The sequence below is a fragment of the Duganella sp. 1411 genome (assembly GCF_017833525.1).
GTDB lineage: Bacteria > Pseudomonadota > Gammaproteobacteria > Burkholderiales > Burkholderiaceae_D > Rugamonas.
The window spans coordinates 373,665-386,871 of record NZ_JAFICD010000001.1 but is presented as its reverse complement, the minus strand read 5'-3'; the positions used below and the strand labels follow the sequence as shown (position 1 = coordinate 386,871).

Below are 13,207 nucleotides of genomic sequence, written 5' to 3'. Positions count from 1 at the left end.
AAACTATCGTCCGCCGCCGAACAAGACCACCTTCAGGGTGTCGATCAGCACCAGCACATCGAGGAACAGGCTGTTGTTCTTCACGTAGTAAAGATCGTACTGCAGCTTCTGGATCGCGTCCGACACCGAGGCGCCGTAGCCGTAGCGCACCTGCGCCCAGCCGGTGATGCCGGGCTTGATGCTGTGGCGCAGCTGGTAGAAGCGCAGCTGCGCGTTGAGCTGGTCGACGAAGTACGGCCGCTCCGGGCGCGGGCCGACAAAACTCATCTCGCCCTTGAACACGTTGAGCAGCTGCGGCAGCTCGTCGATGCGGCACTTGCGGATGATATTGCCGATGCGCGTCACGCGCGGATCGCTGACCATCGCCCATTGCGGCGACCCGGCCTTCTCGGCGTCGATGCCCATGCTGCGGAACTTGAGGATGAAGAAGCGGCGCCCATCCTTGCCCACGCGCTCCTGCTGGTAGAACACCGGGCCGCCGTCCTCCAGGCGGATGGCCGCCGCCGTCAGCAGCATCACCGGCAGCGCCAGCGCCAGGATGACGGCGCTGACCACCAGGTCGAATACGCGCTTCATGACGATGCGCACCGGGCTCTGGTCGAAGCCGCCGCCGAACACCAGCCAGCTCGGTTGCAGCGAGTCGACCCGTATCTGGCCGCTTTCGCGTTCGAAGAAGGTGGTGGCGTCGATCACCCGCACGCCGTGCAGCTTGCACTCGAGCAGATCCTTGATCGGCAAGGCGCCGCCGCGCCGCTCCTGCACCGTGACGACGATCTCGCGCGCCTTATAGCGCCGCGCGATGTCGACCAGCGAGTCGCCCAGGTCCATGTCGAGCACCGCGCCGGCGTTGACGCAGCAGGCCTCGTGCGGCGTGGCGACGTAGCCGGCCACCTGGTATTTCTGGTAGCTGCCGGTGTTGGCCGCCAGGTCGCCGCATTCCTTGGCGACGGCGCCGTGGCCGAGGAAGATCAGCCGCGAGGTCAGCATCTTGGACTGCGAGCCGCTGACGAACATGGCCCGCACCAGCACCACGCCGGCCAGCGAAATGGCCAGCACCAGCAGCAGGACGGCGCGCCCGACGTACAGGCTGGGCGCCACATAGAACACCAGCGCCAGGATGCCGACGGCCATCGCGAACGCCGGCAGCAGCTGCAGGAACAGGCGCGGACGGAAGCCCTGCATGGCGTCGAGGTGGTACATGCCGAAGGTGCTCATGCTGAACACGATCGCCAGCGCGAACGTCAGAGCCGCGGCCATCAAATTGTGCAGCGGCGGCGCGCCAACGCCGTCGTGCAGCAGCAGGATCGCGGCGCCCGCGTGGAAGGCCGCCACCAACATCAATATTTCGATCAACAGCAGACTGGCCGCCACCTTCGACACGTAGTGATTTGAAATTTTCAACATACCCTATCCCCATGGACTGCTACGATGAGGGTTGTCGGTGCCGTTGCCGCCGGCGCCGCGCCCTTCTGGTTTGCTACCTGGTGCTCAGACGGTCGACATACCAATCCATCGCCACCGCCAGACCGTCGCCGATGCGGTGGGTGGGCTCGTAGCCAAGTCGCTTGCGGGCCTTGTCGATGTCGGCCTGGGAATGGCGCACGTCGCCCGGCCGGAAGTCGGTGTACTGCGGCGTGTGATCGCGCAGCCGTGGGAAGCGCGGCGCCAGCAGCGCGCACATCATCGCGTGCAGCTGCTTGAGCGAAGTGCGCTCGTTGAGCGCGACGTTGTACACCTGGTTGGCGGCCTGCGGGTCGGTGCTGCACGCGGCCAGCAGGTTGGCCTGGATGACGTTGTCGATGTAGCAGAAGTCGCGGCTGGTCTCGCCGTCGCCGTTGATGCGCACCGGCGCGTCGGCGATCAGCGCGGCCACCCATTGCGGGATCACGGCGGCGTAGGCGCCGTTCGGGTCCTGGCGCGGGCCGAACACGTTGAAGTAGCGCAGGCCGATCGAGTCCATGCCGTAGCAGCGCGCGAACACGTCGGCGTACAACTCGTTGACGTACTTGGTCACCGCGTACGGCGACAACGGCCGGCCGATCTGCTCCTCGACCTTGGGCAGCGCCGGATGGTCGCCGTAGGTGGAGCTGGAGGCGGCGTAGACGAAGCGTGCGACCTTGGCGTCGCGCGCGGCGGTAAGCATGTTGAGAAAGCCGCCGACGTTGGTGGCGTTGGTGGCGGCCGGGTCCTCGATGGAGCGCGCCACCGATCCCAGCGCCGCCTGGTGCAGCACGTACTCGACACCTTCGCAGGCGCGCGCGCAATCGGCCGGCACGCGGATGTCGCCGCGCTGGAAATCGAAATTGGCCCATGCCGCCTCGCCCACCAGCGCCCGCACCTGGTCGAGGTTGTGCTGGTGGCCGGTGGCGAAGTTGTCCATGCCGGTGACGCGCTGGCCCAGTTGCAGCAACGCCTGCACCAGGTTCGAGCCGATGAAGCCGGCCGCGCCGGTCACCAGCCAGCGCCGCGGGCGCGATGGCAGCTCATGCAGCAGCGCGGCGTACGCCGTCGCGCCTCGATTGTGGTCGTCCATGATCACAGGCGCCAGACGCAGTGTCCCGCTTGGGCGAGTTTGGCCGTGTCGAACGCCGATTTGATGTCGATGAAGCAGCCGCGCGGCGTCAGCTTGGCCTGCAGCTCGCCGACCGGCGTGGCCAGCAGCTCGCGGTGCGGCACGGCGGCGACGATGGCGTCGGCGCGCGGCAGGTGGTCCCAGCCTTCGAGCTCGATGCCGTATTCATGATAGGCCTCGGCGCTGGCGGCGACCGGGTCGTGCACGTGCACCTCGACGCCGTACGATTTCAGTTCGGCGACGATGTCGGCCACCTTGGAGTTGCGCAGGTCCGGGCAGTTCTCCTTGAACGTCAGGCCCAGCACGTTGACGCGCGCGCCCTTGACGTAGCAGCCGGCCGCGATCATGCTCTTGACGGTTTTCTCGGCCACGAACTTGGCCATGCCGTCGTTGATGCGGCGCCCGGCCAGGATCACCTCCGGATGGTAGCCCAGCGTGGCCGCCTTGTGGGTCAGGTAGTACGGATCGACGCCGATGCAGTGGCCGCCGACCAGGCCCGGACGGAACGGCAGGAAGTTCCATTTGGTGCCGGCCGCCTGCAGCACTTCGAGCGTGTCGATGCCGATGCGGTCGAACAGGATCGCCAGTTCGTTCATCAGCGCGATGTTGAGGTCGCGCTGGGTGTTCTCGATGACCTTGGCCGCCTCGGCCACCTTGATGCTGGAGGCGCGGTAGACGCCGGCCGTGACGATCGATTCGTACAGCGCCGCGACGCGCTCGAGGGTGTCGGCGTCGTCGCCGGAGACCACCTTGAGGATGGTGGTCAGCGTGTGTTCCTTGTCGCCCGGGTTGATGCGCTCGGGCGAGAAGCCGACGTGGAAGTCCTCGCGCCATTTCAGGCCCGAATGGCGCTCCAGCAGCGGGATGCAGACCTCCTCGGTGGCGCCCGGATAGACGGTCGATTCGAACACCACGATGGCGCCCTTCTTCATGTGCCGCCCGACCGTCTCGCTGGCGCCGGCCAGCGCCGTGAAGTCGGGGTTGTGGGCGTTGTCGACCGGGGTCGGCACCGCCACCACGAAGTAATCGGCGTCGGCCAGCTCGGCCGGATCGTCGGTGTAGCGCAGGCGCTCGGCGGCGCGCAATTGGGCCGGACTCACTTCGCCGGTCGGGTCGACGCCGTCGCGGTAGTGCTGGATCTTTTTCGCCGACAGGTCGAAGCCGACCGTGGCGCGACGCTTGCCAAATTCGACCGCCAAAGGCAGGCCGACATAGCCCAGACCGATGACGGCTACCACATCATTCGTGTTTTCCATTGCAGACCCCAGTAAGGACGCGCCACCTGTTTTGCCTACCCGCTACGCTTGACAAATAATTATTAAAACGTCAGGTAAGATATAATTTTTACACCATCGTTCGCTAGGGCCAATAGTTATCGAACCGACAAAAAAATGCAAGCGATAAAAAAAGCTTTTTCGTGCTTTTCGCTAGCCGATGGGGCGCGCGCTCTATGACAAACTCGTGCGTACCATTTTGACCACATTGTGTGATTACAACGGCGGCGTGGCCCGTTTGCGACACATTGCCGACGAAGGTTGCGGCTAGGAATCACGGGCGCCGGCGCGGCGGCCCGGAGCCGAACTCAGCCAGCGCGCAGGCCGCTGGCCAGCAGCTCCTTCCACGCGCCCGGATGGAACGGGCGCAGCCGGATCCAGCGCGCGGCGCAGCGCAGCGCGGCGGCGTAGCGCCGCCGGCCCCGGTAAAAGTAGCAATGGTCCTGCATCACCATGTCGAGGCGCCCGAGCAGCAGCGCGCGGTAGGAACGCCACGCCGGCATGTTCAGCAGCATCAGCAGCATGTTGTCCTCGAGCAGGAAGCGCGGCGCGTCGCCGTGGGTCAGGCTGGCCGGATGGATGCGGTAGTAGGCCACCTCCTCGGTCACCATCCACAGGTCGTTGTCGAGCGCGCAGCGGAACCACAGGTGGTAATCCTCGGCGCGCCGCAAGCGCTCGTCGAACAGGCCCTTGGTCACGAGCAGGCGCTGGCGTATCAACGTGGTGGTCGGGATCACGATGCAGTCGCGCGCCAGTTCGGCCACCGGGCGGCGCAGCCGTTGCACGGCCGCCGGCGGCGGCGACGCCGGGCACGCCGCCGTCAGCCGGTCCAGCGGCGCGAAGGCCCCGTCCTCGGGCCGCAACAGGCTGATCTTGCCGGCGATCCAGTGCGCCTCCGGGTGCTGGCGCTGCACCTGCCAGCGCTGCGCCAACCCGTGCGGGAACCAGATGTCGTCGGCGTCGATGAAGGCGATCCACTCGCCGCGCGCGGCCTCGATGCCGGTGTTGCGCGCGCCGGCCGCGCCCTTCGAGTGGTGATTTCGCAACACGGACACCATCGGCCACGCGGCGATCTCGTCGAGCACGGCGCGGGTCGCCGGATCGGTGCTGCGGTCGTCGACCACCACCACTTCGAACACCGGCAGCGGCTGCCCGTCCAGGGGCTGCTGCCCCAGCACCGACAGCACCGCTTCGCGCAAAAAATCACCGGCGTTGAACACCGGAATAACGACCGACACGGCGGGTTGCGACATCGCTGCTCCTGACCGAAACGAGAATTGGGGGCGCCGCACGGGCGACCACCGGTCGTGGTCGTCTCCATGCCAGGCTTGACTCGCTCAAATGCTTACGCGAGAATCATGATAATAGCTTATTAATAAGCAAAAATGACAACGAATTGTAGCCACAAGAACGTTGCCGCCGCCATTTCCAACCGGGGTTCCGCGCCGCATGACGCACATTAACGAACGCATGGCCACCGGCATCGTGTGGATGATCACCGCGCGCCTGGTCGACCGCGGCATCGGCATGGTCAGCACCTTGCTGCTGGCGCGCCTGCTGGCGCCGGACGACTTCGGCCTGGTGGCGATGGCCACCGCCATCGGCGGCCTGCTCGACGTGCTCGGCGCGTTCAGCTTCGACCTGGCGCTGATCCAGAAGAAAAACGCCGAGCGCCGCCACTACGACACCGTCTGGACGCTGAACGTGATCTTCGGCGTGTTTTGCGCCGCCGCGCTGGTCGCGCTGGCGCACCCGGCGGCCCGCTTCTACGGCGAGCCGCGCCTGGTCGGCGTGATGTGGGTGCTGTCGCTGATGTACCTGATCAACGCGTTCGGCAACGTCGGCGTGGTCAACTTCCGCAAGGAGCTCGACTTCCGCCAGGAGTTCAACTTCATCATGGTGCGCCGCCTCGGCACCTTCGTCGTCACCATCGGCGCCGCCTACCTGCTGCACTCGTACTGGGCGCTGTTGCTGGGCATGTGCCTGGGGCGCGCCATCACCGTGGCGATGAGCTACATCATGAACGCCTACCGGCCCCGCTTCGGCCTGGGCGCGATGCGCGAGCTGTTCCACTTCTCCAAATGGATGCTGCTCAACAACGCGCTCGGCTTCCTGCGCCACGACGGCTGCACCTTCATCATCGGCCGCTACTTCGGCGCCGCCGGCCTGGGTGTCTACACGGTGTCGTACGAGATCTCCAACCTGCCGTCGACCGAACTGGTGGCGCCGATCAACCGGGTCACCTTTCCCGGCTTTTCCAAGATGGCCGAGCCGGCGCTGATCTCGGCCTCGTATTTCCGGCTGCTGGGCATGATCACCCTGCTGATCCTGCCGGTCGGCATCGGCATCGCCTGCGTCGCCGAGCCGCTGGTGCAGGCCATGCTGGGCGACAAGTGGCAGCAGGCGGTGCCGCTGATCGCCATCCTCGCCGTCAGCGGCGCCATCACCGCCACCCAGACCAACAACGCCTCGGTGTGGCTGGCGCTGGGGCGGCCGCACGAGGTGGCCATCGTGCAGACCTGCTACCTGCTGATCCTGTTCCCGGCGCTGTACCTGTTCATGCGCCGCTACGGCATCGTCGGCGCCGGCTACGCGTATCTGACCGCGCAGCTGGTCGACGTGATACTGGAGATGAGCGCCACCAAACGGCTGCTCAAGTTCGGCTGGGGCGAGGTGCTGCGCACCGTCTGGCGCCCGGTGGCCGGGGTCGCCGTCATGGCGCTGGCGGTGGCGTGGCTGGACGCCCGCCTGGCCGGCGTCAATCCGTGGCTGCGGCTGCTGACCGATTCCGGCGCCGGCGCGCTGGTGTACGTGGCCACCGTGTTCGCGCTGTGGTTCGTCAGCGCCCGCCCGCAAGGCGCCGAGCGCTTCTGCCTGCGCCGCCTGAAAGTGCTGCCGGCATGACGGCCCACGCTTCCCCGGCCGCGCAGGTGACGGCGCAGGTCACCGTGATCGTGCCCACCACGGCCGAGCTGTCGCGCCGCATGGAGATCGGCCGCTGCCTCGATTCGATCCGCGCCTCGTCGGCGCTGCCGGTGAAGATCATCGTGGTGGTCAACGGCCGCCGCTACGACGAGGGGGTGTGCGCCTGGCTGCGCGCCCAGCCCGACGTGCGCTACGCCTATGTCCACATGCCGTCGGCGCCCAACGCCGTCTGGGAAGGCCGGCGCATGGTCGACACGCCGTATTTTTCGATGGTCGACGACGACGACGAGTACCTGCCCGGCGCCACCGACCTGCGGCTGGCCGCGCTGCGCGAGCGCCCCGACGCCGACCTGGTGGTGACCAACGCCTACCGCCGCTTCGAGGGCGTCGACGCGCTGCTGTACCACCACCTGGCGCAGGTGCAGCGCGAGCCGCTGGCGATGCTGTTCGAGGCCAACTGGCTCACCAACGGCAACGCGCTGTACCGCGCCGACAGCGTCGGGCCCGAGTATTTCGCCGACTACCAGCCGTACGCCGAGTGGACCTGGCTGGCCTTCAAGCTGGGCCTGGCCCGCAAGACGATCGTCACCCTCGAGCAGCCGACGTTCCGCGTGCACGTCACCGGCGGCTCGCTGTCGCAGTCGGACGCCTACTTCGAGTTCTACCTGTCGCTGTACCAGCAAATGCTGGCCGCCAACCCGCCGCCGGCGATCGCGCGGCTGGTCCGGCGCCACCTGTCCGGCGCCCAGCACGACCACTCGGTGCGCGCGCTCGGGCGCGGGCGCTGGCGCGAGGCGCTCGAGTGGCACTGGCGCAGCCTGCGCCAGCCCGGCGGCCTGCAATACCTGAGCTACACCCGCCACTTCCTGCGCCTACCGTTGCGCCTGCCGAGGACATCATGACCGCCGACACCGACCTGAAGGCGACCGTGCTGGTCGACCACTACCGCGCCACCGCCGCCAGCGACAAGAGCCACGTGGCCTACCAGGGGCTGCCGATCCACGCGCTGCCCGGCCTGCACGAATTCGCCTTCGAACAGTTCCGCCGCCACGCCGCGCCAGGCGCCGGCGTGCTGGAGCTGGCCGCCGGCAGCGGCGCCATGAGCCGGCGCCTGGCCGATGCCGGCTACCGCGTCACCGCCACCGACTACGTGCGCGAGAACTTCCGCCTGCACGGCGCCATCCCCTTCTTCACCTGCGACCTGAACCAGAATTTTTCCGATGGCCGCGCCGCCAGCGAGGACCACATCTGCGCGCTGGAGATCATCGAGCACCTGGAAAACCCGCGCCACTTCGCGCGCCAGTGCTTCCAGGTGCTCAAGCCCGGCGGCACCCTGCTGCTGTCGACGCCCAACCTCGACACCGCCGCCTCGGTCGCCATGTTCATGCGCGACCTGTCGTTCCAGTGGTTCGCCGAGGACGACTACGCGCGCGACGGCCACATCACGCCGCTGAGCCAGTGGCAGCTGCAAAAGTGCTTCGCAGAGGCCGGCTTCACGCGCGCCTGGGAAGGCTCGGTCGGCGATCCCTACGGCCGCGTGCGCGGCTCGCCCCGCATGCTGTGGCTGGCGCGCGCGATCGACCTGCTGATGCGCCGCGAGCGCGGCCTGCGGCGCCAGATCTACGTCGCGCTGTACCAGAAACCCGGCAACCCCGGCTGACCGCGCGCCCATGACCTTCAGCGTGGTGATCCCCGCGTTCAACGCCGCCGGCTACATCGTCGAGGCGCTCGACAGCGTGGCCCGCCAGTCGGCGCTGCCGGACGAAGTGCTGGTGGTCGACGACGGTTCGCGCGACGACACCGGCGCCGTGGTGCGGGCCTGGTTCGCCGCCAATCCGGCCTGCAACGGCCGCCTGCTCGAGCAGCCCAACGGCGGCATTCCGGTGGCGCGCAACGCCGGTATCCGCGCCTGCGGCGGCGACTGGATCGCCCTGCTCGACGCCGACGACGTCTGGGAGGCGGACCACATGGCCGCGCTGCGGGCCGCGCTGGCGGCCGCGCCGGACGCGCTGGCGGCATACGGCGCCGGCCGCCTGCTGGTCGACGGCGTGGTGCAGCCGCGCCTGTACGACGATTTCTGGGACAACCCGTCGCGCCGCTTCGGCCAGCCGATCCCCGGCTCGGACTGCCTGCGGATCGACCGCGCCGCGCTGCCGCGCCTGATCAAAGGCAACTTCATCAAGCCATCGAGCCTGCTTATGGCGCGCTCGGCGGCGCGCCACGCCGGCCTGTTCGACGAGGGGCTGCGGGTCAGCGAGGACCGCGAATTTTTCATCCGCTTGTTGCTTGACGGCGATTTCATATATACTCCAAATGCAATTACGCAATACCGCTGGCATGCCGACAACGCGTCGGGCATGCGGCACAACCGGCGCAACATGGAATACGCGCTGCGCGCGCTGCACTGCGTCGAGCGCCGCAGCGGCCCCCGGTTCGATGTAGAGCAGCAACAAACTTTGCAGTCCGAAACCGCCGAAGCGGTTCGTCAATATCTATATACCTGCGCGCTGGACGGGTTCCCCGCCTACGCCGCCGGTTGGCGCCTGGTCAGCGCACTGTACGGCAGCCTGTTTGCCGTGCGGCATCTCAAGCTCAGGCACGTCGTCCGTGGCTTGCTACGGACGATGCGTTAAAAATTCCCAATGGAAATTGCCCGCACGATAGCTATCAGCTTGCAAGCTGGTTGAAGCGAACACGGCTATTATGTTGCGCGGCAATATGTTAAATCTGCCGGACAACGATTTCACGTCCGGCGCGGAAGATGGGAAGCACGGATGAAAAATATCGCGGGATCGCCCCGACCACCCTGCGCCAACGCCGAGTACTATGGCCCCGCCATCGTGCCCGACGTGCTGGCCAAACTGCCGGCCGACTGGAGCACCACCGGCCCGCTCACCCCTTTCGGCATCCACCTCGCCAACACCGAGGCGGGACGGCAATCGGCCGCGATGCTGGTCAACAAGATGTACCGCTGGCGCGGCTATGGCGACCAGCACGCGCTCGAGGCGCACCCGCACCACGTGACGTTGACCGCCGCCGAGCCGCGCCAGCTGCTGGGCACGGTCACCCTGCGCGCCGACTCGGCCCACGGCATGCTGGCCGACGCCACCTTCAAGGAGGTGATCGACGCCTACCGCCGCTCCGGCGCCAAGGTGTGCGAGGTGACCAAGCTGGCGATCGACCCGCTGGCCCACCCCAAGCTGGCGCTGGCCGCGCTGGTGCACATCATCTATCTGTACGCGGTCAAGATCTACGCCTGCACCGACATGTTCATCGAGGTCAATCCGCGCCACAAGCGCTTTTACGAGGAGATGCTGGGCTTCGAGCCGGCCGCCGAGATGCGCAACAACGCGCGCGTCAACGCGCCGGCCCACCTGCTGCGCATCAGCCTGGACTTCATGGGGGCGCAGATCGCCAGGATGGGCGGCACCGCGGCGGCCGCCAGCCGCGACGCGCGGCGCTCGCTGTACCCGTATTTCTTCTGCCGCAGCACCGAGGCCGGCATCCTGTCGCTGGTGAACTCGCTGTCCGACACGCCGCCGGGCGCCGTCTACGGCCAGCGCTGGGCCGCGGGCGGCGCCGGCGCGCTCACAGCTGCTTGAGCAGCGAGCGGGCGCCGTCGGCCTGGGGGAAATGGGCGTCGCCGGCCAGCAGGTCCTCCAGCAGCTTTTTCGCCCCCGGCTTGTCGCCGGCGCGCAACAGGCCCTGCGCCAGGTGGTAGTGGACCGCGCTCGACGGCGCCAGCGCGGCCGCCTTGCGCAGCAGCGGCACGCCGCGCCCGGTGTCGCCGCGCTCGACCAGCAACCAGCCGGCCGTGTCCATGACGGCCGGGTCGGCGGGCGCCAGCGCCAGCGCTTTTTCGGCGGTGGGCAAGGCGCGCGGGTCCTTGAGCTGCTGGTAGACATAGGCCAGGTTGTTGGTCGCCTCGGCGATCACGGCCGGCGTCGGCGCGCCCGCCTTGCCCTCGGCCGCCAGCACCGCCTCCAGTTGCGCGGCCGCCTGCGCGTAACGCTCGCCGGCGATGCCCAGCTGCGCCAGGTACAGCCGCAGCCCCACCGTATCGGGCGCCGACGGCGCCTCCTTGATCCAGCGCGCCAGCCGTTGCTCGGCCTCGGCGCCCTTGCCCGCCGTCGACATCACGTAGGCCAGCTTGATCTTGACCACGGCGTCCGGGGCGAGCGCCAGCGCCCGCTCGTAGGCGGCGGTGGCCGGTGCCAGCTTGTTCTGCTTGGCCAGCAGGTCGCCTTCCAGCAGCAGGCCGGCGGGCGACTTGGGCCGCTGCCGCTGCAGCTCGCGCGCCAGCGTCAATGCCTGCGCCACGTCGCCGGAGCGCACCGCCAGCCCGGCCAGCGCCAGCTTGGCCTCGAGGTGGCCCGGTTCGATCTGTAGCGTTTTTTTCAGCGACGCCATGGCGTCGGCGTCCTTGCCCGCTTGCGCCTGCGCGCCGGCCAGGTGGTAGCGCGCCAGCGCCGAGGCCGGCAGCAGCTTGATCATCTGGCTATACGTCTCGACCGCGTCGACCGGTTTGCCGGCGGAAAGCTGGGCCTGTCCCAGCACGTCGAGCGCGTCGGTGTTGCCGGGGTTGGCGGCGCTGGTCTTGCGCGCCAAGGTCAGGCCGCGGTCGGTCAGCCGGCGGTCCAGCAGGTTGGTCGCCAGGCGCAAGGCCGGATAGACCGCGTCCGGATGGGCGGCCAGGGATTTCTCCAGCCAGGCGGTGGCTTCGGCCGCGTCGCCGCGCTGGCCGGCCAACGCCGACAGCACGGTCATGGCATCCATATTGCCTTTGTCCTGCTCCAGATAGGCGACCAGGCGCGCGCGCGCCGCGTCCGGTTTGCCTTCGGCCACGTCGAGCAGCGCCAGGCTGGCCACCGGCTCATAGTAGCGCGGGCGCAGGCGCTGCGCCTGTTCGAAGCTGGCGCGCGCGGCCGCCGCCTGGTGCAGGCCCACTTCGGCCGCGCCGGTCAGGAAGGTGACGTCGGCGTTGGCCGGATGCGCCGCCGCCAGCTTGCGCGCGCCGGCCAGCGCCTGGTCGTAGCGCTTCAGGCCGAGCGCGGTGCGCACCAGCGCCAGCCCGATGGGCAAGGAGCCGGTGTCGATCGCGGTGGCGCGTTCGAGCTCGCTCAGGGCGCGCTTCGGGTCGCCCGCGCCGAGCAGGCTCAAGCCCAGCGAGGTCCGCAACGCCGCCATTTTCGGCGCCAGTGCGCTGGCGCGCTCGTAATACGCGCTGGCCTGGGCGAACTCGCCGCTCTGCGTGGCGATCTCGGCGGCCAGCGCCAGCACATAGGCGTCGGGATCGGGCGCCTTCAACGCCGGCGCCAGCACCACCTGCGCGTCGGCCGGGCGCTTGGCCTGAAGCAAGGTCGAGACCAGCAGTTTGCGGGCGCTCAGGTTGCCCGGGTCGCCGTCCAGATATTTAGCGAGATGCAACTCCGCCTGCGCGATCGCCCCCAGTTTGAATTGCACCGCGCCGGCCAGCAGCAGCGACGGCAGGTGCCCGGGCGCCACCTTCAGCACTTGCTGCAGCGGTCCCAGCGCGGCGGCCGCGTCGCCCTGCCGGTAGGCCAGCAGCGCCTGGGTATAGGGCAGCAACAGGCTGCCGTTGGCCACTTTCTTGTACAGGGCCAGCTCGCTCGCGGCCGCGTCGAACTTGCGCGCGTCGATGTACAGATACGCCTTTTGCAAGTGGGCGTCGCCGTCGGCGGGGTTGAGTTTGAGGGCGCCGTCGTACGCCTTCTCGGCGGCCTCGGTGCGCCCCTGCACCCGCTCCAGGTTGGCCTTGACCATCCAGGCGTTGATGTCGTCCGGATGCTCGGCGACCGCTTGCGCCGCATAAAGGTCGGCCCGCTCCATGTCGCGCTCCAGCGCGGCCACCTGGGCCAGGCCGGTGGTGGCGCCGACATCCTTGGGCCGCGACCGCAGCACCTCGTCGAATTGTTGCCGCGCCGCCGGCAGGTCGCCCAGGCCGAGATGGGCCCGGCCACGGAGCAGCTGGATCTCCGGCGCCGGCGCGCCTTCGGCCGGCGCGGTTTCCTTCAGCATGGCCGCGTACTTGCCCTGCCGCAGCAGGGCCTCGGCCAGCACCGGCATCGCCTTCGCCTGGTCCAGGCCCAGGGTGACGGCCTTGCGCGCCTCCTTTTCCGCCGACAGCGGATCGCCGGCGTCGTTGTAGACGCCGGCCAGCAGCAGGCGCGCCGCGGTGTTGCCGGGATTGAGTTGCAGCGCGTTTTTCAGCTGGATGATGGCGCCCTGCAGGTCGCGCTTGCCCTGCATCTGGCGCGCCTCGGCGATCAGCTCGTCGGCGGTGGGCTGCTTGGCGCAGGCCGTCAGCGCGGCCAGCAGCACGCAGGCGCCGGCGACGGCGCCGCCGCGGCTATTTGTTCTGCTAAAGATGGACATGCCCGCCTCCTCCGCGATTCGATGTAAAAACGACAGCATC

General features: G+C 68.4%; 10 protein-coding genes. 5 read left to right on the top strand and 5 right to left on the bottom strand.

What is annotated here, in order from left to right; genetic code table 11:
- Positions 1-3 precede the first annotated feature (3 nt).
- The 4 genes from JOD97_RS01540 to JOD97_RS01525 all read right to left on the bottom strand — a co-directional run bounded on the left by JOD97_RS01540 (position 4) and on the right by JOD97_RS01525 (position 5,099).
- Complete coding sequence (locus JOD97_RS01540) at positions 4-1,404, bottom strand: TIGR03013 family XrtA/PEP-CTERM system glycosyltransferase (RefSeq protein ID WP_209712864.1); 1,401 nt, start codon at positions 1,402-1,404, stop codon at positions 4-6.
- A gap of 73 nt (positions 1,405-1,477) precedes the next feature.
- Entirely contained in the window at positions 1,478-2,533 is a 1,056-nt protein-coding gene (locus JOD97_RS01535) for an NAD-dependent epimerase/dehydratase family protein (RefSeq protein WP_209712863.1), read from the bottom strand.
- A 2-nt stretch (positions 2,534-2,535) separates the two neighbouring features.
- Positions 2,536-3,828 (bottom strand): nucleotide sugar dehydrogenase, encoded by a 1,293-nt coding sequence (locus JOD97_RS01530; protein WP_209712862.1) that lies wholly within the window; start codon positions 3,826-3,828, stop codon positions 2,536-2,538.
- 326 nt (positions 3,829-4,154) lie between these two features.
- A complete protein-coding gene (locus JOD97_RS01525; protein WP_209712861.1) occupies positions 4,155-5,099 on the bottom strand; it encodes a glycosyltransferase family 2 protein in 945 nt (314 codons plus the stop codon).
- Between the two features lie 196 nt (positions 5,100-5,295).
- On the opposite strand from JOD97_RS01525, the gene JOD97_RS01520 reads away from it, so the two are divergent.
- From JOD97_RS01520 to JOD97_RS01500, 5 genes are all read left to right on the top strand, one after another.
- A complete protein-coding gene (locus JOD97_RS01520; RefSeq protein WP_209712860.1) occupies positions 5,296-6,750 on the top strand; it encodes a lipopolysaccharide biosynthesis protein in 1,455 nt (484 codons plus the stop codon).
- Entirely contained in the window at positions 6,747-7,673 is a 927-nt protein-coding gene (locus JOD97_RS01515) for a glycosyltransferase family A protein (RefSeq protein WP_209712859.1), read from the top strand. Before JOD97_RS01520 ends, JOD97_RS01515 begins: the two co-directional genes overlap by 4 nt.
- Positions 7,670-8,431 carry a methyltransferase domain-containing protein gene (locus tag JOD97_RS01510; RefSeq protein WP_209712858.1) on the top strand — a complete coding sequence of 254 codons (762 nt, stop codon included), beginning with the start codon at positions 7,670-7,672 and terminating at the stop codon, positions 8,429-8,431. Before JOD97_RS01515 ends, JOD97_RS01510 begins: the two co-directional genes overlap by 4 nt.
- Positions 8,432-8,441: 10 nt before the next feature.
- Positions 8,442-9,404, top strand: coding sequence for a glycosyltransferase family 2 protein (locus JOD97_RS01505; RefSeq protein ID WP_209712857.1), 963 nt, complete (start codon positions 8,442-8,444; stop codon positions 9,402-9,404).
- A gap of 141 nt (positions 9,405-9,545) precedes the next feature.
- Positions 9,546-10,373, top strand: a complete 828-nt coding sequence (locus JOD97_RS01500; RefSeq protein WP_209712856.1) for an N-acetyltransferase — start codon at positions 9,546-9,548, stop codon at positions 10,371-10,373.
- Here the strand turns inward: JOD97_RS01500 and prsT are convergent.
- The gene (prsT, locus tag JOD97_RS01495) at positions 10,360-13,167 is read right to left on the bottom strand and encodes an XrtA/PEP-CTERM system TPR-repeat protein PrsT (RefSeq protein WP_209712855.1); all 2,808 of its coding nucleotides are present in this window, start codon (positions 13,165-13,167) and stop codon (positions 10,360-10,362) included. The two genes, JOD97_RS01500 and prsT, sit on opposite strands and share 14 nt — an antisense overlap.
- Positions 13,168-13,207: the final 40 nt, after the last annotated feature.

What these genes read in the sequence shown, in the direction of transcription:
- JOD97_RS01525 (WP_209712861.1), bottom strand. Translation starts at nt 5,099, where the DNA reads ATGTCGCAACCCGCCGTGTCGGTCGTTATTCCGGTGTTCAACGCCGGT.
- JOD97_RS01535 (WP_209712863.1), bottom strand. Translation starts at nt 2,533, where the DNA reads ATGGACGACCACAATCGAGGCGCGACGGCGTACGCCGCGCTGCTGCAT.
- JOD97_RS01530 (WP_209712862.1), bottom strand. Translation starts at nt 3,828, where the DNA reads ATGGAAAACACGAATGATGTGGTAGCCGTCATCGGTCTGGGCTATGTC.
- JOD97_RS01520 (WP_209712860.1), top strand. Translation starts at nt 5,296, where the DNA reads ATGACGCACATTAACGAACGCATGGCCACCGGCATCGTGTGGATGATC.
- JOD97_RS01500 (WP_209712856.1), top strand. Translation starts at nt 9,546, where the DNA reads ATGAAAAATATCGCGGGATCGCCCCGACCACCCTGCGCCAACGCCGAG.
- JOD97_RS01505 (WP_209712857.1), top strand. Translation starts at nt 8,442, where the DNA reads ATGACCTTCAGCGTGGTGATCCCCGCGTTCAACGCCGCCGGCTACATC.
- JOD97_RS01515 (WP_209712859.1), top strand. Translation starts at nt 6,747, where the DNA reads ATGACGGCCCACGCTTCCCCGGCCGCGCAGGTGACGGCGCAGGTCACC.
- JOD97_RS01540 (WP_209712864.1), bottom strand. Translation starts at nt 1,404, where the DNA reads ATGTTGAAAATTTCAAATCACTACGTGTCGAAGGTGGCGGCCAGTCTG.
- prsT (WP_209712855.1), bottom strand. Translation starts at nt 13,167, where the DNA reads ATGTCCATCTTTAGCAGAACAAATAGCCGCGGCGGCGCCGTCGCCGGC.
- JOD97_RS01510 (WP_209712858.1), top strand. Translation starts at nt 7,670, where the DNA reads ATGACCGCCGACACCGACCTGAAGGCGACCGTGCTGGTCGACCACTAC.